The sequence below is a fragment of the bacterium genome (assembly GCA_036504735.1).
In the GTDB taxonomy this organism is placed as follows: Bacteria; Electryoneota; RPQS01; order RPQS01; family RPQS01; genus DASXUQ01.
The window spans coordinates 1-25,617 of the sequence record DASXUQ010000008.1; the positions used below are offsets into that span (position 1 = coordinate 1).

Annotated in this window: 16 protein-coding genes; 6 read left to right on the top strand and 10 right to left on the bottom strand. The window is 59.0% G+C overall.

All coding sequences use genetic code 11. The features are described from left to right. Positions 1-425: 425 nt before the first annotated feature. The 9 genes from VGL38_06100 to rpsU all read right to left on the bottom strand — a co-directional run bounded on the left by VGL38_06100 (position 426) and on the right by rpsU (position 11,033). Complete coding sequence (locus tag VGL38_06100) at positions 426-2,162, bottom strand: T9SS type A sorting domain-containing protein (protein ID HEY3294988.1); 1,737 nt, start codon at positions 2,160-2,162, stop codon at positions 426-428. Positions 2,163-2,403: 241 nt separating this feature from the next. Continuing rightward, positions 2,404-2,661, bottom strand: a complete 258-nt coding sequence (locus tag VGL38_06105; protein ID HEY3294989.1) for a UBP-type zinc finger domain-containing protein — start codon at positions 2,659-2,661, stop codon at positions 2,404-2,406. Continuing rightward, positions 2,658-3,608, bottom strand: coding sequence for a DUF5996 family protein (locus tag VGL38_06110; GenBank protein HEY3294990.1), 951 nt, complete (start codon positions 3,606-3,608; stop codon positions 2,658-2,660). The genes VGL38_06105 and VGL38_06110 overlap by 4 nt, the downstream gene beginning before the upstream one ends. A 27-nt stretch (positions 3,609-3,635) precedes the next feature. Then, positions 3,636-4,466, bottom strand: coding sequence for a phosphosulfolactate synthase (locus VGL38_06115; GenBank protein HEY3294991.1), 831 nt, complete (start codon positions 4,464-4,466; stop codon positions 3,636-3,638). 26 nt (positions 4,467-4,492) lie between these two features. Beyond that, positions 4,493-5,869 carry an MmgE/PrpD family protein gene (locus VGL38_06120; GenBank protein HEY3294992.1) on the bottom strand — a complete coding sequence of 459 codons (1,377 nt, stop codon included), beginning with the start codon at positions 5,867-5,869 and terminating at the stop codon, positions 4,493-4,495. A gap of 210 nt (positions 5,870-6,079) precedes the next feature. Next, the gene (locus tag VGL38_06125; protein HEY3294993.1) at positions 6,080-7,420 is read right to left on the bottom strand and encodes a hypothetical protein; all 1,341 of its coding nucleotides are present in this window, start codon (positions 7,418-7,420) and stop codon (positions 6,080-6,082) included. A gap of 202 nt (positions 7,421-7,622) precedes the next feature. Next, positions 7,623-9,995, bottom strand: a complete 2,373-nt coding sequence (locus tag VGL38_06130) for an endonuclease MutS2 (protein ID HEY3294994.1) — start codon at positions 9,993-9,995, stop codon at positions 7,623-7,625. A gap of 104 nt (positions 9,996-10,099) precedes the next feature. After that, on the bottom strand, positions 10,100-10,597 hold the full coding sequence (locus VGL38_06135; GenBank protein HEY3294995.1) for a CvpA family protein: 498 nt from the start codon (positions 10,595-10,597) through the stop codon (positions 10,100-10,102). A gap of 238 nt (positions 10,598-10,835) precedes the next feature. After that, complete coding sequence (gene rpsU, locus VGL38_06140; GenBank protein HEY3294996.1) at positions 10,836-11,033, bottom strand: 30S ribosomal protein S21; 198 nt, start codon at positions 11,031-11,033, stop codon at positions 10,836-10,838. 305 nt (positions 11,034-11,338) lie between these two features. Between rpsU and VGL38_06145 the strand changes: the two genes are divergently transcribed. Further along, positions 11,339-11,956: a Fe-Mn family superoxide dismutase gene (locus VGL38_06145; protein HEY3294997.1), complete on the top strand. Its 618-nt coding sequence runs from the start codon at positions 11,339-11,341 to the stop codon at positions 11,954-11,956. Positions 11,957-12,228: 272 nt separating this feature from the next. Here the strand turns inward: VGL38_06145 and VGL38_06150 are convergent, their stop codons facing one another. Beyond that, positions 12,229-15,153 (bottom strand): VWA domain-containing protein, encoded by a 2,925-nt coding sequence (locus VGL38_06150; GenBank protein HEY3294998.1) that lies wholly within the window; start codon positions 15,151-15,153, stop codon positions 12,229-12,231. 752 nt (positions 15,154-15,905) lie between these two features. On the opposite strand from VGL38_06150, the gene VGL38_06155 reads away from it, so the two are divergent. From VGL38_06155 to VGL38_06175, 5 genes are all read left to right on the top strand, one after another. Beyond that, the gene (locus VGL38_06155) at positions 15,906-17,687 is read left to right on the top strand and encodes a hypothetical protein (GenBank protein ID HEY3294999.1); all 1,782 of its coding nucleotides are present in this window, start codon (positions 15,906-15,908) and stop codon (positions 17,685-17,687) included. 362 nt (positions 17,688-18,049) lie between these two features. Next, the gene (locus VGL38_06160; GenBank protein ID HEY3295000.1) at positions 18,050-18,976 is read left to right on the top strand and encodes an ROK family protein; all 927 of its coding nucleotides are present in this window, start codon (positions 18,050-18,052) and stop codon (positions 18,974-18,976) included. Positions 18,977-19,055: 79 nt separating this feature from the next. Next, on the top strand, positions 19,056-20,372 hold the full coding sequence (locus VGL38_06165; protein ID HEY3295001.1) for a T9SS type A sorting domain-containing protein: 1,317 nt from the start codon (positions 19,056-19,058) through the stop codon (positions 20,370-20,372). Positions 20,373-20,561: 189 nt separating this feature from the next. After that, complete coding sequence (locus tag VGL38_06170) at positions 20,562-22,679, top strand: alpha-amylase/4-alpha-glucanotransferase domain-containing protein (GenBank protein ID HEY3295002.1); 2,118 nt, start codon at positions 20,562-20,564, stop codon at positions 22,677-22,679. A gap of 215 nt (positions 22,680-22,894) precedes the next feature. Beyond that, a complete protein-coding gene (locus tag VGL38_06175) occupies positions 22,895-25,609 on the top strand; it encodes a putative LPS assembly protein LptD (GenBank protein HEY3295003.1) in 2,715 nt (904 codons plus the stop codon). The last annotated feature ends 8 nt before the right edge of the window (positions 25,610-25,617 follow it).

Genomic DNA, 25,617 nt, shown 5'->3' on the forward strand with positions numbered 1-25,617 from the left:
GGGAAAGGGCTGGGGATAGGGGCCTGCCCCGCTGGGCGTTAGTGTGGCCATGGATCAGCACGCCGGAGCATGCTGGCTAGTGGGTATGAGGGGAAGAAAGGAGCCCCGCATCCTCCTGCCTTAGCCGGGCATGCGAAATCCCCAGACGCATGCCGCGGCGAAGCATAGGTCCGCGGCAACGCTCAAGCTTCATCCCCCGCAGCAGGCTGAAGTCCTTCCCCCACGTTGTGGGGGAAGTTAGATGGGGGTGAATTTCAGCATTTTCCTAAAGTAACGGGGTTCGTTTGGTACAAAAACATTTTCCTGTTAAGACGCGGACCTAACACGCTAAACTGCCACTCTTTGCCACCGAAAACAGGCCCAAAAAAAAGAGCGAACCTTGCGGCTCGCTCTTCTGCGCGTTACGATTTGCTGCGAAAAAGACGCTACTTGACCAGCAACAGCTTGTGCGTGAGCACGGTCGTTCCGGCATTCAAACGGACCAGATAAACGCCCGTAGGCAGATTGGCGCCGTTGAAATTCAGGCGATGCTCTCCGGCGGCAAAGCTGGCATTGGCCAGATCCGATACCAGACGGCCCGTGCAGTCAAACACCGAAAGGTTCACCCGCGACGCTTCCGGCAGCGTGAAAGTCAAAGAGGTGTTGGGATTGAAGGGATTGGGATAGGCGCTGAGGGAGTACTCGCTGATCACCGCCGCACCCTGCACCGTCGCCGAAGCTATCTGCTCGCGGTGTTCGGTGCGCGCGCCATTGGCATCCACGTTCACCAGGTAATACCAGTAGGTCTGGCCTTCCGCGACCGTCTGATCGGTGAAGTGATAATTCTGCTGCGTGGTGGAATTCCCCTGCGACGCCAAATCCGTCAGCTTGCTGAACGGGCCGTCCGCCGCTTCGCCGCGCCAGATTTCAAAGGAGGCCACATCGGTCTCCGACGCCGTGCTGAAGCGCACATCCACCGCACTGCCTACGACCACCGCATCAAACGCCGACAGTTCCACGGGAAGGGTCTGATCGGCGGCAAGCTTTACAAGCCATAGGTCGCCGCTGCCTGCGCCATAGGAGTATGTCCAGCCAGCCAACATATATCCGCCATCCGATGTCTGCTGGAGCGCCTGGATTTCGTCCTGACCGTAGCCGCCGTAGAAGCGGTTCCAGAGCATAGAGCCATTATAGTCTGTCCGGACCAGCCACATATCGAGGTCGCCACCACCGTAACTTTGCGTCCAACCACCGACCGCATAACCGCCGTTGGCTGGTTCGATGACCGACGTGGCCCATTCATTGACACCGCCGCCAAAATGTCTCTGCCACTGCATAAGGCCCGACGGATCAGTCTTCACCAGCCAGAAATCCTTCGCGCCACTGGTGAAGGACATGCTCTCACCGGTCATGATAAAGCCGCCGTCCCGTGTAGGCTTCATATCCCAGCATCTCTCAGACGCTGAACCGCCATAAACATGGTTCCAAACCATGTTCCCTGAGAGGTCGGTCTTGATCAGCCAGAAATCATCCATGCCTGCGCCATACGACAATGTGAATCCGCCCAAGGCATAGCCATCCGGCATGGCATGAACGGCATGGCACTCGTCCTCGTTGTAGCCACCATAGGCGCGATTCCACTGCATGGTGCCGACGGCATCCGTCTTGACAAGCCATACGTCACCGCCGCCGCTGCCATACGAATGGGTGTACCCCGCGACGATATAGCCGCCATCCGGCGTCTGCTCAACGGACTTTGCGCCATCGTCGTTGTTGCCACCATAGGTGTGATTCCACTGCATGAGGCCGTCAGCATCCGTCTTAATCAGCCAAAAGTCGTTGCTTCCTGCCCCGTACGATGACGTCATGCCAGCGAGGACATATCCGCCATCGAAGGTCTGCTGAATCGCCCAGCACTCATCCAAGCCAGCTCCGCCAAAGGTGCGGGTCCACTGACTGGTGCCTTGGGCATCTGTCTTAACGATCCAAAAATCGGCGCCGCCCGCTCCATACGAGTGTGTGTGACCCGCCAGTATATAACCGCCATCAGCAGTTTGCTGCGCGGCCTGAAGCCACTCCTCGTTGTACCCGCCATACGTGTGACTCCACTGAGTTTGTGGAGGTTGGGGCAGCGCTTGCGCAGCCAAGAGCAAAAGTAGGGTGAGACTAAGGCAAAGTTTCATGGTGCGTTTCCTGAAGTTTCGGGGTATACACGCAATGTAATGCCCTGCACGTGGTGAAGCAAGCCTGTCAACCACTCTTCTTGAATGGAGTGGGCACTAACTTGCGCACTCTGCAACTATACTTTTCATAGTGAAGGGTCAGCACAAATTAGGATGGGCTGTGAAGTGGACAAAGTGAGGCCACATAACAAGCGAGCGCCAATTGGCGCTCGCTTGTTATACGCTGGACTCCGGCATCGGCTTAGAGGAACATCTTGTCTACATAGCACCAACGCCAGTCTTCACCGGGTTCGAAGGAGCGGATAAGGGGATGGTTGGTGGCGTGAAAGTGCTTGGTGGCATGTTTGTTTTTGGACTGATCACAGCAGCCAACGTGCCCGCAGATCAAGCACATCCGCAAATGCAGCCAGGTGTCGCCGCTCTTCAGGCAGTCCTCGCAGCCCGCAGCGCTGGGGGTGACCTCCCGGATTTGGTTCACGTGCGTACAGTCCACAGTCAGCTCCTTCCCAGTTCCGTAACGGCTTGCTCCTCAAAAACCATGTCCGCCCGTTCCAGCGCGGCGCGGTCCCACTTGGCGGTTTCGGCGGCAGCTTCGTAGGTGCTTTGGAGAAAGCTCAGCACGGCCTGATCGGGGGCTGTGCCGGTGCGCACCGCGTTGTACGGTAACAGAAACTCTCCGATCTCCGGGCTGTAGAAGGCTTCTGTCGGTTTCACCGGATAGGTTTTGAATCCCGCAGGTTCGGGATAGGCGTAGGCATAGAAGGCTGGTTCTCCATAGCCCAGGCCCGGCCAGAAGCCGCAGGAACTGACCTCGTGGGAGTAGGCTTCGAGCATCACATACCGGCCAACGTTGGGGCTGCCCGGGTGGGGGGGAGCTTTGCGTCCGGAAAAACGCGTCACCGCGAGGTCCATCGCACCCCAAAAAAAGTGCACCGGACTTGCTTTGCCCACAAATCGCGAGCGGAACAGGTTCAGAAGGCGGTCTGCTTGCAGCAATATCCGCCAGAACCGCTGCACGTATTCCCGGTCATAGGAGGCATGCTTCGTATCCTGTTCGAAGGGTGTGCGTTCATCCACCTCGACCGGCATGGTCCAGATTTTTACGTCCAATCCCAAGGCATGCAGCGCGGCCATGACATCCCGGTAGAAGAATGCTACGGATCGCGGAGACAGAGCAATTCTCCGGCCCCGCCCCTCACTGGTTTCGATCACTAACTCGTGTTCGAGAAAATCGAAATCGATATGGAAGGTGCGCACGCCGTGAGGAACAGGCCCGGTGGTCAGGCCGCGCGGCGTGACCAACAGAGTGACATTCCACCAGTGGTTGATCAGCGGACACTGCGCGAGCTTGATCTTCCCGACAATCTGCATCCAGCGCTGCAAGGTTTCGTAGGTATCCTGCCATGCGCTGAGCGGCAACTCCGGCCAGGCCTCTGAAACGGGCATGCGCGTTTCCAATTTATCGGCCATCGGTCATTCCTTATACGTCAGCACTCGTCCCCACAGGCTCTTGGTCCCCCAGATGCCCGAGCGGAGACATTCCAGTTGGACGATCTGGCTATGATCCACAAACAGGTTCATCTCCACGCCGTAGTTCTTGATGTACCAGGCAAACACGGCGGGATCCGCCGCTTCGAACATCAGCTTCTCCGGCCCGAGTTCACTGATAAAGCGTGCGGGAATTTCCGTGCGCCACGGTTCGACATTTTCCGTGATGCCTTCGGACTCGATCATGATCATGTAAGCGCCCGCGTCCAGAAAACGTCTGGCCTGCGCGATGGCCTGCGCCGGATCGCGCACACCTTCGGCGGCCAGTTCCGCCGCCGCGGTAGCGCCACCGGCACCGAATTGAATACCGACCTCCGGCTTGGCTTTCAGCCCCGCTTTCTGCACACGCTCCACAAGCCGCAGCCAGTCATCGGTGGGGATGGTAATAAATCCCGCCGAGATTTCGATGATGTCGAAGCCGAGGCTCTTGCAATCCTCGATGTAGCGATGTACCGCCTCGGTCCCCTGTGTAAGCACATACTCGATGAAGCCTCCGGTGGAGACCAGTACATTGTGCTGATGGCAAAGGTCATTGAGATCACGCACCCGCGCCGGGGGCATCAGCGAGAAGGATCCGCCCGCATACTTCAGCGAATCCACGTACGCGCCCATCGTCTCCAGCACATCGGTCAGGTAGTTCAGGCCCATCACGCTGTAATAGGGGCCGCGGATTTCGGTAATCCCCCGCGTGCGTGGTTTCTGTCCACGATCATTGCGCCGTAAATACTCGAAGCCGCGCGCAGGCTCTGTCGGCATGGCTCCTCCCTTCAATGGTTTATCGGTTATCGGCCGTTGGGAATTTTCACCCGGGTCAGAAGCTGCATTAAGTCCGCGGTACGGATGGTCTCCAGATTGATCACGGCTTTGAGAATGTCTCCGCGCAAGGAGGCCTCCGCATAGGGTGCCGCCAGCGAATTGAACTTGTGGGAAACGGTATCCCAAGTCATGGGGCGGGTATGAAAGCCTTCGTAATCTTCCTTTAAAAGGGAGAAGGGTTCCCCATCGCGCGGATGAATCGTGACGCGGCAGACCATCTCCGAAGGAAAACGGCGGCTGAACTCTTCGACGGGCTGTACGTGCACCTTGCGCAAGAGCGACTGCACATCGGTTTGCACGATGCGCGCGGGACGGTACTGCTCGGGTGTAACCCGCTTATCGAGAATCGCCACAGCGACCATGTAGGGCAGACTGTGATCGGCTTCCTCTTTGGTGCGGATCTCCATTTTCGATCCTTCCTCGCCACCGCCGATAATGTTGTAGGCCACGTCGAAGGTTTCCACATCGACGCTCTCGATATCGGAGGGATCCAGAGGATGCTCTTTCAGCAGATCCAGTACGCCTTCGAGAGTGGATTGCGAATGGATTTCGGCGTTATACCGCTTGATGATGGTGCGTGTGATGCGCTCGAGGTCTTCCTGTGACCAATCCAGATTGAATGGCCCGGCAATCGCCTCCTGAAAACCCTTATTGCCTTCGAATACTTCCAACGGCCCACTGATGCCGCGCATGGCCAGGAACGCGGCTTGTGTGCCTGCAAAACAGGTGAAGGGATAGGCCAAGCCCTTCCAGTGGGAGAGTGCTCCGGTGCGGGTCACACGCAGCGCATTCAGGGCGGTGCCGCTGATGGCTACAGCGTTGGCGGTTTTCGCACGGTCCAGCCGCAACGCCTTGGCCACGCCTGCGGCGACGGCGTAGGCGCCTTGTGTAGTGTGGTCGAATCCTTTGGCGCGGACGGGAGCTTCATCGGAGAGCCTGCACTGGACCTGATAGGCCACCGCCAGCGCGGTCATCAATTCCTTGCCGCTGCTTCCGGCATATTCCGCCGCGGCGAGGATGGCACCCAGGTTGTCACTGGGATGGCAGGTCTCGCCCTTGGCCAGATAGCTGTCATTGAAATCGAGATAGCGCACGAGGGCGCTGTTGTAGAGCGCGGCAAGGTCCGGCGCGGTGCCGCCGCCGCCGATAAGAGTGCAGTGCGGATTGCCGCCGAAATCGTGGATCTGTTCACGGATCTTCCGCACAGGCAATCCTTCCACCGCGCCGATGGCGCAACCCAGTGCGTCGGCGATGTGCACTTTGATCTGCTGGCGCGCCGCCACCGAAAGCCGGTCAAAAGACGCGTGGTGGACAAACCCCGCCAGATCTTCTACAATGGGCATGAGAGTCTGCTCGAAACGGTAAGGGACGGGAGCATGAACAAACGGGCTGTGGTGTGGAGTTCAGCGCAATCCACACAAATCTATTACAGGGCGCAGAGGAGTGTAGTTCCCGCTTGGCAGTGCGCGGAAAGATAGAGCAGGAGAGAGGTAGGAACAAAAGCGGGCGGATCTTTCGATCCGCCCGTCAAATAACATCGGCTGTGGTGTCGATCAAAATTTCAGATGTGCGCCGATTCCCGGAACGAGTCTCACCTTAGCAGCGGAAGACAGACTGGACATAGGCTGCGGCGCTACGCGCAAATCCCAGGATGAGGTCTTCTTGTCCGCGTGTGGTGCAAAAGCTTTGTAAGTAAGCCAGAAGCCTGCGGTACCACCCAGAGCCGCCAGTCCAAGATAAGCCTTCTCGTCGCCCTTACCGCGCTTGGCGATGTAAGCAATACCCGCACCGGTGAGCGCGCCGCCCAGTTCGCCCAAAGCAATCAGGGATCCTTGCCCTTCGGTGAAACTGGTGTGGCGGGTCAGCGAGTGGCCGGCGGCGAATCCGGCGACGGATCCCAGCATAGAGGTTACGAGAAATACGTCGCCGTCGGTGTCGAGCGTGCCGAGCATATCAGCGACGGCAAACATGACTCCTCCGCCCAGTATGGTGACAGACTCCAGCACGTGAGCATCGCCCTTGGTGTAGGGATGTACATCGTACATCAGTTTGCCCATCAGGATTCCTGCTCCGTGCGCCGCCAGTATGGTGCCGACGGCTTCACGCTGATGACTGCCGTCATAAAAGCGCGCGAGTTGCGCCGCGCCGGCACCGAAGGCAAACCCGTAGTCTCCGCCGAAAGCCAGGAGCGCCGCCTGACCGGAGGTGATGTTGAACTTGTCCGCCACCGACAGCATCGTCAGCATCTCCGCCACGCTGACCACGACCCCGGAAGCATACAATCCGCGTGTGTCCACGTTCTTGCCGCTAATGGCAAGATCCAGCAGCATGCCGTGGGCAATGCCGCGCGAGCCGCCGTACCAGGCCATGCTGGCCATGCCGTCGGTGATCTTTGAATTCCGCGTGGTCAGATAGGGAACGAAATATCCCGCACTGCCGATCAGCAGATAGCCGGCCACGGCCGACGCGCTACTGCCGACGTCCATCATCGCAGGCACGGCCCAGCCATAATAGCCGAGAGCCAGTGTTGTCGTTCCCCGCACGAACTGCGCACGGCCATCCTGATTCAAGCCGTAGTTGGGCGCGAACTTCAGCAGATTGTCCCCGACCTGACGGCGCAGGGTTGCCACACCATCGGCAGTCAACGGCTTGCGTTCACGGATGACCTGACTGTCTGGCCGGTAGAGCACTTCGAGCACATACAGCGTATCCGAAAGCCGAAACAGCCGGGCCTCGCGGAAGTTGGAGTACTCACCAAAGAGTTGCAGCCGCTTCTGCAAATCCGCCGTGATGCTCTCCACTTTGCCCGTGGAATCCAGCGGCACCAGAGCATCCTGAGCGTGGGCACAGGTGAAGAGGCAGAAGAGGGCGATGGTCAAAATGAACGGCTTCATGGGAAGGCCTCACGGTGAAAAATCAACGGGGCTGCGGGTGGGAATCAGATCGGGTGTCACCACCACATTGTCATCCTGCATTTGTCTTCAAATGCAGGATCTCTCTTTCATGCTGCTCCCCGAGAGATCCTGCATCCCGAAGACGGGCTGCAGGATGACAAGCTTAGGGGCGCGTGAACCCAGACGGACAGGCCCGCGATGTTCAGGTCAGTTCTACCACCGTGCTGCCGAAATCCATGCTGTCGCGGCCACCGTCATGATAGCTGCGAACCAGCGGGTGGGTGTTCAAAAAGGTGTGAACCTTGGTGCGCAAGGCGCCGGTGCCTTTGCCGTGAATCAGCGTGACGGTTTTCAGGCGGGCCTCGACGGCAGCGGCGAGGTAGCTGTCGATTTCGGGAATGGCTTCCTCGCCATATTTGCCGCGCAGATCGAGCTGATCGTTGACATATGCCGTGTCCAGCGTGAAGTCCATCTTCACTCGCGGCGCGCCGCGTTTGGCCTCGACGGGTGCGGCATAGAGCCGTTTGACGTCCACCGTTAAGCGTGCGCCGCCGATCTCGATATCCACGCGCTTGCCGTTTTTCTGAATGGCCAGCACTCTGCCGACGCCCTGCAAGTCTTCGATCTCGACGCGGTCGCCGACGCGGACCGTGTCCAGAGGAATGCGCTCGGGCTTTTCGGGTTCGAGAATCTTTTCGGTTTCGCGCCGTGTCTTCTCGACCTCTTCGCGCACGGTCATAATGGTCTCGCGCGCGGCCTTGACGGTTTCCTTGCTGGCGCTCTGTTTTTTGATTTCCTTGATGGCTGCATCCATGTCGCGGCCCGCCTTGGCAATCATGGCATCGGCTTCGGCCACGGCGCGGGCTTTGGCTTCGGCCTGAATCTTTTTAAGCTGGTTGGTGCGTTCCTGATAGAGCTTTTGCAGCGCGCCGTATTCGGTGAGCTTCAGGTCACTCTGCTGCCGCAATTTTTCATAGTCTTCGATCTTTCGGGACAGTTCGCTGACCAACTGCTCGAGTCCCAGCATTCCCGTGCCGGCAAAGGCGCGCGCGGCCTCAAGCAGGTGGTGCGGGAAACCTACGCGCTCGGCAATTTCCAATGCATAACTGCTGCCGGGAAGGCCGGCGCGGAAGGTATAGGTGGGCACCAGGCTGTTCTCATCGAAGGACATGGAACCGTTTTCGATGCCGTCGGTCTCGTGAGCAAAGGCTTTCAGAGAACCGTGGTGCGTCGTCACCAGCGTAATCGCTTCCTGCTTCACCAGTTCGAGCAGCACCGCCTGCGCCAGAGCGGCGCCCAAAGCCGGATCGGTAGAAGAGCCGATTTCGTCGATCAAAATAAGTTTGGGCCGGCTCTCGTCTTCGACCATGCGCTTGAGCCGGGCGACGTGGGCGGTGAAGGTGGAGAGGTCGCTCTCGATGGACTGGGCGTCGCCGATATCGGCGTGGATGCCGGCAAAAAAGGGCAGTTCGCAGCCGGGAGAGGCGGGAATAAACAGTCCGGCAGCGGCCATCATGCAGAAAAGGCCGACGGTTTTGAGCACTACGGTTTTGCCTCCGGCATTGGGGCCGGAAATGACAAAGGTGCGCAGCGGCGGCTGCATTTCCATCGTCAGCGGAATAACGTTGCTCTTCAGCCGTTCGAGCAATAGCGGATGACGGCCCCGCAGAATGCGCACCGCGCCGCGTTCGCTGAAGGCCGCATCGACGCCGTCCCAGCGCAGCGCCAGCCGCGCACGGCCATAATACTCATCCAGATCCGCCATGGCATTCATCACCTGCCAGAACTCATCGAGGTGGGAATGGACGCGGGAGGTGAGGTCGAGCATGATGCGATGGATTTCGCGCCGCTCTTCGAGTTCGAGCTGCCGGAGGCGGTTGGAGACTTCGAGGGTTTCCACCGGCTCCATAAACACCGTGGCGCCGGAGGCAGATTGATCGACAATCACGCCCTGCACGCGGTTGCGCATTTCATCTTTGACGGGCAGCGCGAGGCGGCCTTCGCGGTAGCTGATGATGGAGTCCTGCAAATAGCCGCGGTCGGCCCACTTCTGCAAGATGCCGTTGAGCTTGCCTTCGAGAGCCTTGGTTTCGCTGCGGATGGTCTGGCGGATGCGTTTGAGACCGGGTGACGCATCATCCTTGATGGTGCCGTCGGCATCAATCGCGCTCTGAATATCCTGTGCGAGTTTTTTTAGATCGGCAAGATCGCGGACCATCTCAAAGAGCAGAGGAGAGGTCTGGCGGCGCGCACCCAGGAAGGCTTTGACCGCCACGGATACGGCGGCACATTCGGCAACCCGCAGCAGCGATTCCGGATCGAGCGCCGCGCCGGAAATGGAAGCCGCGCGCAGTTCCTCGCGGATGTCGGTGAGGCCGAAGATGGGGAACTCGGTGGCGGAGAGAATGGTGACCATTTGCCCGGTGCGCATCAGGCACAATTCGGCATCGCCGACGTCAGAAAACGGCAGGAGCGCCGCCAGCCGGTCGCTCCCCAGCGCCGACGCGCAGAGCCCCGCCGCAATCTTGCGCACGCGGTCAAATTCGAGAGTATGGAGGGTTTCTTCGAAAATCATTTATTGCAGGAAAAAGGATTGTCGGGCGGCCACAGGCGGCCGCCCCTACAGTTATGAAGGTGCGATCTGTCTTCTTTTCGAGTTTCTAATTTCTAATTTCGCCTTCAGACCCACTGTTTTTTGCTGGGGGATTCCCAGCGCATGACGTTGCTGACGGTCTCTTTGCCCCACTGGATGAGGTGGGAGTGCCAGATGAATTCGCGGACCTGGCCGCCTTCACCGACCCACTCAATCGAGGCCACCAGCAGCCCGATCAGCACCGCGCCCTTCAGCGCGCCGCCGGCAATGCCCAGCAGATTGTCCACCCAGCCGAAAGGCGTGCGGGCAAGGGCTTCATGCAGGCGGTGACCGATGGCGGCAAAACCAAGGTAGATCACCATGAAGAAGAACAGGAACACCAGGCCGCCGATCCAGGGCCGCTGCCAACCGGGCGAAGAAATGCGCAGCACAAGGTCCATCAGCTCAACATGATAGGCATAGGTGAGCGCAAAACCCAGCAGCAGACCGAGGACAATAAACAGCTCCCAGACCACACCGTGGCGGATTCCGGAAATGGCAAAAACCAGCAGAACGGTCAGGACGACCAGATCAGGAAGAGTCATGGCAAAAATTCTCTTATGTGAGCGGGCTTCACCGTCCGCAGTAATTGTCCTACAAAATACGGATCGCACGGGGATATAGCAAGTGCATGCCGCCCCGGTCGAGTTCCCATCACCCTAAGCCGGGCACGTGATGACCCTCTGCGGATTATTTTTGCGGTACCGGGATGATTATGCAAAGAAAACCGCCTGAACCTCACAGAGGGACAGGCGGCAGATAGAGCGACGAACAAAAGTCGGCTTATCGGTTCTCCAAGTAGCGCATCTTGCGCATCTTGCGGTGGGCGGCATTCTCTTCGCGCTTGCGGATTTCGCACGGTTTTTCGTAGCGCTGCCGTCTGCGGATTTCGGCCATCAGGCCGCTTTTCTCGCAGCTCTTCGTGAAGCGGCGGAACGCCCGGTCGAAGGGTTCGCCTTCGCGAACTTTGACGAATGGCAAAGTGAGTACACCTCCTTTCAAGCCGTTTTGAGATACAGAATCCTTAAAGCTTACAAATATAAGCAGAAATTCAGCCAGAGTCAAGGGTCGCGATGATCAAAAGGTATTGATAAACAAATATTTGTGAAAACAGGTCTTCATGCCTCTCTGAGTTGACGCCAAAATATTTGATCAAGATAAGTTAATCTATACGAACGTATCCACAATCGGAACCTCCTCCGATCAAGAGCGTGTAAGCCCATACAAGACCTGCTCGTCAATTTGCCTTATCTTTTTTATTGAGAATAATCTTAGAGGACACAATCATGCAGTTCACGCCCCAGAATTTCCGGCCCACCATTTTTGAGCTTGATGGCATCTCCCGTAAGACCGTTGACGAGCATCTGAAGCTATACCACGGCTATGTGGCCAAGACGAACGAGATCCTCGAGAAGCTGACCAAAGTGGATCTGTCCACAGCCAATCAGGTGTTCAGCGATGCGCGTTCGCTGAAAGTGGAACTGAGCTTTGCCGTGGGCGGCATGCGTAATCATGAAATTTATTTCTCCCATCTGAAGAAGGGGGCGGGCACTCCGCCGCGCGAACTGGCGCAGCAGATTGACAAGGACTTCGGTGGGTTCGACAATTACCTGAAGGACCTCAAGGCTTCGGGCTTGGCGGGGCGTGGCTGGGCATGGACGGCATGGTGGCCCGAGGCACAGCGGCTGATTAACTGGGTGGGTGACAGCCAGAACACGTATCTGGGATGGAATCTGCAGCCGATCCTGGCGCTGGATGTCTATGAGCATGCCTATCTGCTGGACTTCGGCGTGAACCGCGGCGCATACATCGACACCTTTGTCCGCAACCTTGACTGGGAAGTGATCGCCGAGACCTATGATCGCGTGCGCACCATGACCGAGCAGGAAGTGGCTCACAAGTAGCGGTTTGCCGTGACCAGTCTCGCCGGCCTTCATCAAATGATGTTAAAGGATTCCGGATGAGCGGCCACGGCGTATTTCCAAAAACGCGTCTCATGCGCGTTGACAGGAAAGGCGGCATCGGCGGGGTGCCGCTTTTCTTTTGTTTGTTGCTGGCCTGGCGCGAATCTGCGAAACGTGAACAGGCTCCCCTGTAGAGAGGAGCCTGTTCACGTTTTTGTTATTGGCCGGCGGGCGGATCTCAGATCCGCCTCGCCGACAACCGCCCGGGGCGGTTATTTCATCAACAGCATCTTCTTTTCGGCGGAGAAGCCGTTGACATTCAGCCGATAGAGGTACAGGCCCGAGGACAGGTGGCTGGCATCAAAGCTGACGACGTGACGGCCACTGGTCAGGGTGCCGTTGATCACCGATGCCACTTCCTGACCCATCAGGTTGTACACCTTCAGGCTCACAAAACCGTTGTCCACCAGATCCAGAGCAATGCTGGTCGTCGGATTGAACGGGTTCGGGTAGTTCTGGTGCAACGCATATTCGGTGATGGTTGCGGCCTCGGTATTGGGCGTCGCCGAGGCGATCCAGCCCAGCGGATGCATAGAGCCGTCGGCTTCATGAGCAAACAGGCGATAGCCGTACAACGTGCCTGTGACAACGTCGGCATCACGATGGGTGTAGGTGTGACCGGCGACGTTATCGCCGAGACCTTCGATGCGGGCGATAGTGGTCCAGCGGCCATCGGCACCCTGGCGGTTCAGGTCATAGCCGGTGATGCTGCGTTCCGAGGCGGTGACCCACGTTACATCCACACAGTTGGCATTGCCGACGGCGGTGAAGCTGGACAGCTCCACGGGCAGAATCTGATCGCAATCCGGCAACACGAGGAAGCCCTCACAATGATTCCCGCCATCGAAGTTGTTATTGATCGCGTCTACGATGCCGTTGAGATCGGAAAGCGAAATTCCGGCAGGCAGAGCGCCGATGTTGCCTCCGAGAACCTGACTCGCGAGAGTGAAAATGTCATTGACGGTCCATCCGGCAAAGGGCCCTGTGGGGCTATGAATACCTCTCGGGACAACCAAATCGCCTAATCCGGGGCAGAAGCAGAGCACTGCGGCGTTGGAGAAGGCGAGATTAATGGCCAGAGTCACGACCTGTCCACCGAAGACGTGCGCTTCGGTCGACGTAGGATCGACATGATTGGAGGTCAGGACGTGGGGAGAACCGCCCGCAGGCAGATACGCCTGGACCGCGTCGGCTGACGTGAAGTGGATGGTAAAGCCGCCGCCTACCGTCAGACCGGATGGGAAGACCGCCACGAAGTTGGAATCCAAAATGCAACCGGGGTTGCCGCAGAGACCATGGTGATCATGCTCACCGCCGTCGCGCTCGCCATCCGGATGGCAATGGTGGCCCCAGCCACCCTGTGTTTCGGTGCGGTAACAGCCGGGAGGAATTTCGCAGGGATCTTCGATGTGGCAGGTGCAACCGCTGACCTGACAGGCCGGAGCATTGAAGCAGAGATCCACGAAGGCCGGAGGACAGGCCGCCGAGGTCAAATCGGCATGGAAGCAGATAGCGCCACCTGCGGGGAGTGCGCTCAGGGCCGCGCTCACCGGAATATTCACCGAAGCTCCAGCAGCCAGATCACCGATCGGCACGTTGGCGGGAGTGATGGTTCCGGTTCCACCGGTGCCGGTGCCGGCGCCAATGGCCAGCGTGACGCCCGAGCAGCTCAGGTTGCCTGAGTTGGTGACGGTAAGAGTAAACAAGGCAGGGTTGGGAGTGATCTGGCCGTTGACGCAGGTGAGCGCCGGCGGCTGTCCGACTACCTGTAAAATGCCCTGACCGCAATCGGCAACCAGTGCGCCGATGGCCGCACCTGTCCCGTCGCCATTATAGGCGGTCTGACGGAAGGATCCGGATGTGGTGGCAGAATAATCCTGCATGATGGGGACGATGATCGGACTGTTCGGCGGAGTTGTGGGCACATACACCGCGGCGATACGGATGCCTGCCGCTTGCGCCGCCAAAGCAACGGCGTGGGCATGCACGTCATCGGTGCCGGGAACGAAGGCGTCATCACACCCTCCCGGAGGCGCGTCGGTCACCAGCACGACGATCTTGGTGGCGGTGGGACGGAACACGGAGGTCCAGTCATTGACGACGCAGGAACTCGTGCCGTTGATCACTTCGAGCAGCGCTTCATCCGAGGCTTCGGGGATGCCGCTTCCTCCAGCCGCCGTGAGGGCGGCGATGCTGGCTTGCACAGCGGCCTCATTCGTTGTCAACTGCTGATTCACCACCACCTGATCGCCGAAAGTGACCAGACCGAGGCGAACGTCGCAGGAGAAATAGTTGGCCGTGGTGATGATGTTGGGCAGTTCCGCGACGACGCTGTTGATGGCACCCGTCATGGAGCCGGTGGTGTCAATCACGAACACCAGGTCCATCGGCCCGCAGATGCACTGCGGCGGGGGAGGTGGGCAGGGCGTATCACAGGTTTCGCCGGGCGCAAAGACTCCGCTTAAGGCCTCACAACTGATATTTGTCGTCGTGGCACACAGCAGATTGTTGTTGTAGCAGCAGCGGCCATTGATCACTTCGACGATGTTGAGCGCATAGTCGCCGGCCTCGGAGGCAAAACCATCCACGACGATGTAGTAGGTGGTGCCGGCGGTCAGCGTGACGTTGTCCACTTCCGACTGAACGCCGCAGAAGTCATCGTTGCAGGCAATGGGCGATCCCGCACAGCTTCCTTCAAAAATGTAAAGGCCCGTGTCGTACGATGAGCCGCACAGACTGACGTTGACGACTTGAGCCGTAGCGGGCGTGTAGGCATACACCACATCCGGCGCACCGCTGCCGACGCAACCACCGTCATAATCGTTGGCAAAACCGACAGTCGTGCCGGTATCGGAATAGGGAAGCGAGGAAATGAGCGTGGCGGAGGCGCAATCCTCACCGCCCTGATCGAGATGCGCCCCGGCGCGATGCGCTGGGGCGGGTGAAACGAGAGCGTTGTAACTGTGCCAGAGCGCTGCATCGTAGTGGCCTTCTGCTTTCAGTTTTTCGATGCGGGTTTTCAATTCGGCGATCTGATTTTGATTTGCGGTCAGGCTTCCCTGCGGCAGCGGATTGGCGGCATACAGCAAAGAGGCCATTCCAAGACACAATAGACAGATAAGAGCAATCCTGTTCATCTTTCTCTCCTCGATAATGGGGTACTCTAAACAGACGTAATAGGGACTACGGCCAGAAGAAATTTTGTGCTGGGATATGCAGACGGCTCGGACGGAAACATCAGCAGTGCAGAAAGCGGGTGCGACGCACGATAGAAGTGATGTGGAGAAAATATAGAGAGTCCGGAACATCAAGTCAAGACAAATATCCATAAACGTATGACTAATGATGATAATGATAGGAATGGCCCGCAGTGTTTCACCGGAATTTTGCGTTATGCTTGCCCGGGAGCCTTTGACCCGAGCAAACCTTTGCTAACCACTCCTTCATTTGCTCGTGGCAAGTGGAGAGGATTGGGCGAAAGAGTAAGTCAACGCGGGCCGTTTGTGTTCCATAGAACAATATGGAACAAATCTTCAAGCGTATGCCTCTCACAGTAAGCGGACCTGATAATTTGTGCCCAATGTGCCCGCGAATGTCTGTCGGAGGATCGCTCCATCCTTGCAATTATGATCTGCCTTTTGTATTATTTAAAGTTATGCAAAAGAAGCACCTGCATTTGTTTTTGCTACTCTTGGCACTGGCCGGGTGCTCCCCTCGGAAGTTCTCTGAGGAGAACCCATATTTCACCAAGAAAAATCATTTTGCTATAGATTTAGATGACGAGGCGCAGGGAACGCTGCTTTACGGGGGCGTAGACCTGCGGACTCGTGGCCTCTCCACGCCCTCTTTTCGCGCCCAGTGCGCCCCGTACATTGATGGGTATTGGGAGGTGCAGTGGTCGAATGGACGCGGCGAGCCTCTGGATTTATCGCACCGCACCACCTCCCGGTCGCTGCTGGCCCTCGAATATGCAGATACCACCGTGGGGTTTTCCGAGCGCGCCTTGCCGCTGCCGGATGGCCGCGGTGTGGCCTTTTATCTCGACAGCAAGGTCAGCGGGCCATTTACGATCTCTCTTGCGATGGCCTTTGATGACACTCTCTGGTCTCACAAGCCGCGCAAGCTTACCGACAAGCTGCTGGTGATTGAAGGCCCGGATTCCACCGTGTTGCTGGTGGGGTCGGGCGACGGCATCGTCTCGGCGACCTCTACCTCACCAGATGGCAAAGCTCCCTCGTTTGATTTTCAGTTTTCCAAGACCCGCACCCCGCATCTGACACTGGTGTTCGGACACCGCCTGACGGAAGTCCGGCCGAGGGCGGAGCGCTATCTGGGTTTGTCGGAAAAGGCTCTCGAAGCTGCCACAACGGAGGAGTTGGGAAAGCAGGCGGGGTTCTCGCTACACACCTCCGATGAGCGCGCCAATCAGACGGCGGCGTTGCTCTCCACTGCGCTGGCCGGCGCGGATTGCCGTTTGCCGAAAACCAGCCATGCCCAGATCGAAGATTACTCGCAGATTGCTCCGGCACTGTTTCTTTCTTCCCGGCAGCGGCCGCAGATGGTCTTTCCGCCGACCTTGAAATTCTACACCGAGCAACTCCAACGGGATCATTTGCGCTGGGGCAGCGCGGCTTTCCGCAGCGCCCTGAACTGGGGCATGGCGGACGATGACACGCTGCACTGGTTGAGTCTGGATATTCTCTCCGGGCTGCAGCGGCTGCAAGCCGAATATATGACCTCCGACGTGGCGGTGGTGGCGGATGAATCGCTGCCGGACAGTCTGATGCGCCTGGCGGTGGCCCATGTGCGCCTCGCGGGGTTGATGGGCCTCGGCGAAGAGATCTGCTTTGCGCGCGGCGACCATGAGGCGCAAAACAATTTCCGCCGTGAATCACTCTGGGCCTCCAAACGCGCGCAGGAATATTTTACCAAGTCCGCCAAGGAGTACCGCAACACGGTCAGCCCGCCGCGGATGCAACTCGAAACCACGCTGGATACCAATACGGTGGCCGAGCCGGTGGACAGCGAAGAGCCACCGGACCATCCCGGCACTTTTCCCGACACAGCACTGTTTTTGTCGGCGGGAGCGCGCTACGGATTTACCTGGATGGACCCGCGGCCCGTGCTCTTCTGGAATCCTCGGCTGTCCGTGGGCGGCTTCACCTGGCAAAAGTGGATAGCCTTCCGGATGCGGGGCGACGTGAAGGTCAGCGAAACTCCGGACTTCGACAGTCTGGCAACCTTGGTGCTGGACGGACCTCTGCCGGGAATGCTGACCAATGACCCGGGCTATACCGGTGAGCCGTCGATGATGGTGATGGCGGCGGCCTTTCAGAATCTGGCGGAGATCTATCTGGGTGTCAAACCCGATGCCTTTGGGCACAAGGTGTGGATCGAGCCGCGTCTGCCGTCGAGTTGGGGCCATACCGCCGCGCGGGTGCCGTTCAGCGGTGGATTTCTGCACTTGGAATACGATTTCGCGCACGACTATGCGACGGTCAGCATGAGCGAAATTTCCCGCGAAGAACAGATTTTCTTCGGCTATCCGTTGCCCAGCGGCGGTTTTCTGCGCACGCAGTTTTCGCTGGTCCCCGGCGAGCACGGCCAACGGATTGCGCTCCGTCAGAAGGATAATAACCGGGTGGAGCTGGTGGTGACGGATATTCCATAAGGCGAATGGCAGATGGGCAGAGCATGGCCCTTGGGGCAATCCCCTTTTGAAGACGGGCACGACATGGCCCTTCGGCCACCCCCCTGAATCCCCCCACTGAAGTGGGGAGAACACAGAACCCCTATCCCCTACGGCGGATGCCATACCTTGATGTGATCGGTGTAGGGGAGGGTTAAGGTCTTCCGCAACCCTCCCGTCTTGCCTATTGCCGGGATCATAACGGGCGGGTTGCGCGTGAGGCATCTACCGTCTGGCAACATTCTTCTGCTTAACCCGCCCCTACGATGTTTTCCGATGTTTTTCTTTATGGCGGCGGGTGTCTCGCGCATCTTTGCTCATTTAGTGAGATAGCACTTTCCATCATGTCAGAACCTTTGATTCTCGGACTCGATCTGGGAGGGACCAACATTAAGGTGGGTCTGGTCACGCCGGAAGGTGCGCTGGTGGATCATGCCATCGGCACAACGCCGCCGCGGCGGGAGGTAGACGACGTGGTGGCGGTGCTGGCAAGTACGGTGCGGCAATTGATGGGGCGGCATCCGGGAGTGCATCCTGCGGGCGCGGGGCTGGCGGCGCCGGGGGTGGTGGACCTTGAGGGCGAGCGCGTGGTGCGCGCGCCGAATTTTCCCACGTGGAACAATGTACCGCTGCGGCAGGCTCTGGAAGACGCGCTGCGGCTGCCCTGTGTGATGGGCAATGATGTGGATCTGTTCGGTGTCGGCGAACACCGCTGGGGAGCGGCGGTGGGGCTGCGGCACTTTGTAGCGGTGGCGGTGGGTACGGGGGTGGGCGGCGCAATCTTTACCGATGGCAAGCTGTATCGCGGCGCACACGGCGGCGCGGCGGAACTGGGGTTTACGATTATTGCGCCGCACGGACCGTCGGTGCTGGGAGTGGAAGGCTGCCTTGAAGGGTATATCGGGCGACGCGGCTTCGACGACATTGTGCTGCGGCTTTTTCCGACCGGCGAGGTGCCGACGCCACGGCGGATAACCGAAATGGCGGCGGCAGGAGACGTGCGCGCGCGGCAGGTGCATACGGAAATCGCCGGCTATCTGGCGGAAGCCGCGGCCACGTGGCTGCACATTCTGAATCCCGAAGCGATTATCCTCGGCGGCGGCACACTGGCGGGGGCAACGTTCCTGATTGAGGAGTTCGAGCAGCGGCTCCGGGAGCGTGCCCTGAAGACTCACACTGCCCATCTGAAAATCCTGCTCAGCAAGCTGGGCTACTTTGCCGGAGTGCACGGCGCGGCGGCGCTGTGGATCTCAAGGAAGGATGAAGGATGAAGGATGAAGGCCTCTCGTTGACTGGATTGATTTTCTGATTTTGGTTTTTTGGCTTTTGGAAACCTGCGGCGGAGGTGGTATGTTGATGCGGTACACGTTGTTTGCGGCATTGCTCCTTGCGGCCTCCGGCGCGCTGGCGCAGCCGGCGAATGTCTCCTTCAATTATCCGTGGACGGACCAGAATCCGCCGCTACAGTGCTCATGCAACCGGGGAACTCCTTACGCGGACGGCGTCGGCGTCTATCTCGTTTGTGACAACAATACGAACGGCCCCGATTCGGCGGATGTGATCCTGGGCAACTGGGTGATCAACAGCACGGCGAACGGCTTTCCTGCGGGATATTTCACCGCGGAAACGCCGCTGGGAGTGGATTCTGTTTTTGTCCCGCGTCCCTGCTATGTCCGGATCAATGATGGCGGCTGTTGCTGGCTGACCCGAATGTACAGCCTCGCGCCCGGCACGCAGCAGACGGATATCCTGTCGACGGACTGGACCTGTCAGGATCAGGCCTGCTGGCAGGCTCAGGAGCTTTCCGCGCCGACGAATTTCCGCGCTTCGGATGACAGTTTATGCGCGCACGTGGCCTTCACGTGGGAACATGACGGCGTGGGGAACAGCGGATTTCAGATTTGCCGCGCAACGGACAGCATGCTGGTCACGCGGATTGCCGGCAATGTGCGGTCTTATGTGATGCAGGTTGGATCGCCCGAGCCGCAGGACTATTTTGTGCGCGCAACGGGCGGCGGACAATCAGGACCATCCAATGCGGACGCGGGCAGCCCGCATCTGGTGCATTTTGCCGATGACTCCACGGGAGACATTCGCGGTACGCAGTTTGGCGGCGCGGCTTTCACGCTGGCCATGGCCGAGGGGGCTATTCAAGAGGACCAGTGCGCGACCACGGACAGTCTGATTCTGCTGGCAAATAATGGACGGGAAGCGGTGCTGGCTGTGGGGCATGATGTCTCGGAAATCAGCGGCCACTTCCCCAATCTTGCTTTAACGGACTGCCGTGTGCTGTCGGTCTTCTATTATGAAGCCAACGGACGCGGTTTTGTGAGCACGGACACCACGACGTCCACCTTTGTTCTGGTGCCCAACGGCGCGCAACCGCAGACGACGCCCCTGCCTTTGCGGACGGAACTTTCGCAGGTGTATCCCAATCCCTTCAATCCGGCGGCGACGATTACGTTTTCCGTGGCACGGGAAGGGATGGTGAAACTGGTGGTCTTCGATGTGCTGGGCCGGCAGGTGCGAACCCTGGCCGACGGACGGTTCGATGCCGGAGAACATAAGGTGCCGCTGGATGGCGCCGGGCTGTCTTCGGGAATCTACTTTGTGCGCATGGAAACCGGCGCGCGGGTGCACACGGCAAAGGTGATGCTTTTGAAATAGGGATGAGGGCGGAGGGCGGAGGGCGGAGGGATGAAGGATGAAGGATGAAGGATGAAGGATGAAGAGAAGAAGGCTCCTCATCCGGCTTGATCTTTACATTTTTGTTTTTTGATTTGTTTCCACTTTGGCGGACTGTACTGCTGCCGACAGCAACTTAACCCTTAACTGAACCAAACTACAAGGTACTCTGTGTCCAAGATCTTCTTCTCGCTGGGAATTCATAATCACCAGCCGGTTGGTAACTTCGATCCGGTCTTTGAGCAGGCTTTCCGGCAGAGCTATAAGCCGTTTATCGAGACGGTCCTCGAACATCCGCATATCAAATTTTCCCTGCATGTCTCCGGCTGCCTCTGGGAGTGGCTGGAAAAACATCAATCCGGATATTTCGATTTAGTGGGCAAGTTGCTTGCGCGCGACCAGGTAGAACTGCTGGGCGGCGCGTTTTATGAGCCGATTCTCTCCGTACTGCCGCGCGAGGACGCTCTCGAGCAGATTGCGCGCATGCGTCAGTATATCAAGAAGCGTTTCGGAATCGCCGTGCGCGGTGCATGGCTGGCCGAGCGCGTGTGGGAGCCGAGCCTCGCCGGGCTGCTGGCCAAAGCCGGCGTGGAATATCTGCCGATTGACGACGAGCACTTCTTGTCGGCGGGCCACCGCCTGAAGGATCTGTCAGGCTATTACCTGACCGAAGCCGGGCAGGGACCCGTGGCGATGTTCCCCATCCACAAGCGGCTGCGCTACACGATCCCCTTTGAAGAGCCTCAGGCTTCGCTCGACTATATGCGGCAGTATGCGACCGGCAAAGAACAGCCGCTGTTTGTAATGGCCGATGACGGCGAGAAGTTCGGCCTCTGGCCCCATACCTACGAATGGGTCTACGAAAAACGCTGGCTGCACCGCTTCTTCGAAATGCTGGAGCAGAATGCGGACGAAGTGGAACTGCTGACCCTCGGGCAGGCGCGCGACAAGATTGCCCCCTTGGGCCGCACCTATCTGCCCACGGGCTCCTATTTCGAAATGAGCGAATGGGCGCTGCCGCCGCAAACCAGCCGCCGCTTTGCCGAGTATGTCGACGAGTTCAAGGTCCGTCCCGACTGGGAGGATCTGCGGCCCTTTATGAAAGGCGGCTTCTGGCGCGGATTTCTCTCCCGCTACGAAGAGGTCAACATCCTCCACAAGAAGATGCTGCGCACCAGCCGCAAGTACCACGATCTCTCGCCGCGCAAGCGCCGCACCGATCTGTACACCCCGCTGCTGCGCGGGCAGTGCAACTGTCCCTACTGGCACGGCGTCTTCGGCGGCCTGTACCTGCCGCACCTGCGCCACGCGGTGTGGAAGCAGCTTCTGGCCGCCGAATACGGCATGGACAATGTGTCCCATCGCGGCCGCAAGTGGGTAGACATCGAGAAGACGGATTTCGACGCCGACGGCGCGACGGAACTGCTGATGGAAAATTCCTACATGAACGCGTACGTCGCCCCCAAGCGCGGCGGAATGCTCTTCGAGTGGGATTACCGTCCGCGCGGCTACAATCTGCTGAATACGCTGACGCGCCATGAAGAGGCCTACCACGCCAAACTGGTGCGCGGCGCGGCGGAACCGGCGGCCAATGCCTCCGGCGAACATGCCTCGATCCATGATCTGGTGCTCTCCAAGGAGCCCGGTCTCGAAAAAGTCCTGCACTATGACAACTGGCCGCGCACGGCGCTGCTGGATCATTTCCCCGGCTGGAACTCCAGCGTCGCGGAATTCCGCGACGGCACTATGGCGGACTACGGCAATTTCCTGCGCGAACCGTATGAACTGACCGAACTGTTCACCGACGGCCTCACGCTGCGGCGGCGGGGCAATGTCGGCGGCACGGCCATCGAGCTGGCCAAGACGCTGCGGATTGTTCCGGGACGGCCCGTGCTGCGGGTGCACTATCGCATCCGCAACCTTGCGACCTTCGATCTGCACAGCCCCTTCGGTGTGGAGTGGAATCTTGCGCTGCAAGGGCCTCATTCCTCCAAGCATAGCTTCAGTCTGCCGGAATTGGGCGTCATCGGACGGTTCCTTGATGAGACGGCGGAGTACCCCGCCGCGCGTGATATTCTGCTGGCCGATGAGCACGAAGGTGTCACCGCACGCTTCGAATTCGATCAGCCGGTGCGGCTGTGGCGCGCGCCGATCGAGAGCATCTCGCTGTCCGAGGGCGGCTTCGAGCGGATCTTCCAGTCCGTCGCGCTGCTCTTCTTATGGGATCTGCACCTTGTGCCCAACGAAACCTCCGATAAGGTGTTCACAGTGACACTCGCCGACGCATGAAGAAAGGATGAAGGCGGAAGGATGAGGGATGAAGGCGGATCCGAGATCCTTCACGCATTCAGAATGATAAGCGAGAGTGGGTGCACAGGAAGCAGGATGATCAGCAACTGGGAAACGGGTGGACCCACGATGGCCCTAACTTGAAATTCGTGCGCTTTTCATACATCATACTGGCAGTTCTTCTTGCGGCCTCCGCCTTCGGGCAGGAGGCTCGCGTGGCTCCGGTGGATACTATGCGGCGAGTCGTGCTGGATTCCCTGCGGACGGACTCTGTACGAGCCGATACCACACGCCCCCGGCGAGAAGAGGGCGTGGATACGCTGGTGAACTATTCAGCCAACGAGATTGATTTCGCCGTGGGCCGGCGGCTCACGACGCTGCGTGGCAACGCCGTGGTCACCTACAAGGACATGAAGCTCGAAGCGGGCCGGATCGACGTCGATTGGGACAAGCAGGTGCTCACCGCGGTGGGCGTTTCCGATACGACGTGGACCGACAGCAGCGAGACCGAAATCGACACCATCAAGATGGTGGGCCGCCCGCACTTTGCGCAGGCCGCCGAAGAATTCTTCGGTGACGAGATTGCCTACAACATGAAGACCAAGGTTGGCCGGGTGCGGGGCGGAACCACCGAATATGAGCAAGGCTACTATTCGGGCAAACAATTCAACCGGCTGCCGGACAATGTGATCACCGTCAACAAGGGTGATTTCACCACCTGCAACGCCGATCCGCCGCACTACCACTTCTGGGCCAAGGAACTGAAAGTGATGGTGGGCAAACGCGTAATCGCGCGGCCCGTGGTGCTCTATTTCGGCGATGTGCCGATCATGGCGGTGCCGTTCGGCATTTTCCCGCAGCAGCATGGCCGGTCCTCGGGCATTCTGGTGCCGACCTTCGGCGAATCCTCCTCGGAAGGACGGTTTCTGAAGAACATCGGCTACTACTGGGCGATGTCCGATTATATGGACGCGCAGGGCAGCGTGGACTACTATGAGATCGAAGGCCTGCTGGGACGCGGCTCCTACCGCTACGCCAAACGCTATTCACTGGATGGGGAAATCGACGGCGATTTCAACACCGCGCAGCAGCCCGGATCGGTCCGCCGCCGCGACTATTCCATCCGCGCACGCCATAATCAGATTCTCAATCAGTATACCCGCCTGACGATTGCCGGCAGCTATGCCTCCAGCCGCGCCTATCAGCGGGCCATTGGCAATCAGCAGGATTTTCTGAATCAGCGTCTCGAATCCAATGCCACTCTGAGCCGCTCCTGGGAATACTGGCCGTGGTCCCTCAGCGCCAATGCCGGGTACACCCAGTTTCTGAATCTGGGCACGTGGAGTGCGGTGCTGCCGGGCATCAGCTTTACCCACCGCAACGGCCTGATTTTTCCGGCACCCAAAGCTCCGCGCAACATCCGCGGCGCCGTAGCGCCAAAGGAACTCAATCCCCCGTGGTACCGCGCGTTTTCCTGGAATTATGGTGTCACGCTGCGCGACGAACTTTCCATGCCGCATCTGCGCCGGCAAACCGGCATCCAGCCGGGACTGGTGGGGCTGAATGGTCTGCAGGGAGCGGATTCGGCGCTGTTCGGCACGGACACGACGCAGGTCTTTCAGCACGACGGCGCGGTACACTCCGGAAGCATTGCGGCCCAGGCGAAGATTCTGCGCTATCTGAATCTGACGCCGCGCCTCAGTTTGCGCGCTCTGACCACCCGCCGGGCGGTGCGTTACATTCCACAGGGCAAAATCTTTGTGCGTGACGATGAGTACGGGCTCTTCCAGCGCAGCAGTTTCGATCTGGGAACGTCGGCCACGACCAAGCTCTACGGTATGTTGCAGCGGCCCTTCGGACTGGCCGCCAGCTTCCGCCACGTGCTCACCCCGACGGTGGGTTTCACCTGGCATCCTGATTTCGCAGACCGCCAGTGGGGCTATTTCAAGACGGTCTCGCTGCCCGATGGCCGCAAGCTGCGTTACGACCGCTTCCCGGCCTCGGAGAATATTTCGGGCGCGGGCGGTTCTCCGGCGGGACTTTCCGAGCGAATGAACTTCGGGCTGGACAACCTGTTCCAGATGAAAATGGGTGACTCCACCATGGGCGGCAAGGAAACCAAGTTCGATCTCTTGAGCTGGAGCCTGGGCACGGGAGTGGATTTCAAACGGGACACTTTGAAATGGGATAATCTGGGAATGACCTTCCGCACGACGATTCCCGGCAAAGTGGCCGGACCGTTGCAGGCGGTGTCGATGGATCTTTCCACGCAGCATTCCCTGTATCAGATGGTCGGGTCCACGCCCGTCAACCGCTTCTTCTGGGACCGCCCCGGAGCCAAATGGTATGCGCCGCTGAATCTGACCAGCGCCAACATCAACCTTGCGGCGACGATCCGCGCGGACGATCTGGGAGGGCTGTTCAGCTTCGGCAAGAGCGCCAAAAAGGATACGGCGGCTGTTCCCGATTCCCTGGTGATTCCCTTCGGCAACGCGAACACTACGGACTTTTCGCAATCGGCATTTCCACCTCCGCCTCCGCCGCCCGGTGGCAAAGAGCAGGAGTCGGATAAGGAGAAGGCTCCGAAGGGACCTGCCGAGTTGTATCAGATGCCGCTGACGCTGACCCTCAACGTGCATGAGAGCCATGATTACGTGTTCCGTTCGCGGACGTCCGGCTTCGGCGCGCGGGCCAGCTACAGCCTGACGCCCCTGTGGGACATGAGCATGGACTACAGCTATGACCTGCAGCACAAGCAGGTAAACAACGTCGGGATCTTCGTCACCCGTGATCTGCACTGCTGGGAGATGGCCTTCCAGTGGTACCCGCTGGGATATCGTCCCGGCTATTTCTTCCGTCTCGGGTTGAAATCGCCCATGCTGCGCGACGTGAAGATCGAACGCAACCGCATTTCCGGCGGTTTGCGCTAAGCTGAAAC

Bases quoted from the DNA above. Each gene is read 5' to 3' on its own strand.
- VGL38_06100 (HEY3294988.1), bottom strand. From the start codon at position 2,162: ATGAAACTTTGCCTTAGTCTCACCCTACTTTTGCTCTTGGCTGCGCAA.
- VGL38_06110 (HEY3294990.1), bottom strand. From the start codon at position 3,608: ATGCCCGTTTCAGAGGCCTGGCCGGAGTTGCCGCTCAGCGCATGGCAG.
- VGL38_06115 (HEY3294991.1), bottom strand. From the start codon at position 4,466: ATGCCGACAGAGCCTGCGCGCGGCTTCGAGTATTTACGGCGCAATGAT.
- VGL38_06120 (HEY3294992.1), bottom strand. From the start codon at position 5,869: ATGCCCATTGTAGAAGATCTGGCGGGGTTTGTCCACCACGCGTCTTTT.
- VGL38_06125 (HEY3294993.1), bottom strand. From the start codon at position 7,420: ATGAAGCCGTTCATTTTGACCATCGCCCTCTTCTGCCTCTTCACCTGT.
- VGL38_06130 (HEY3294994.1), bottom strand. From the start codon at position 9,995: ATGATTTTCGAAGAAACCCTCCATACTCTCGAATTTGACCGCGTGCGC.
- VGL38_06135 (HEY3294995.1), bottom strand. From the start codon at position 10,597: ATGACTCTTCCTGATCTGGTCGTCCTGACCGTTCTGCTGGTTTTTGCC.
- VGL38_06145 (HEY3294997.1), top strand. From the start codon at position 11,339: ATGCAGTTCACGCCCCAGAATTTCCGGCCCACCATTTTTGAGCTTGAT.
- VGL38_06150 (HEY3294998.1), bottom strand. From the start codon at position 15,153: ATGAACAGGATTGCTCTTATCTGTCTATTGTGTCTTGGAATGGCCTCT.
- VGL38_06160 (HEY3295000.1), top strand. From the start codon at position 18,050: ATGTCAGAACCTTTGATTCTCGGACTCGATCTGGGAGGGACCAACATT.
- VGL38_06165 (HEY3295001.1), top strand. From the start codon at position 19,056: ATGTTGATGCGGTACACGTTGTTTGCGGCATTGCTCCTTGCGGCCTCC.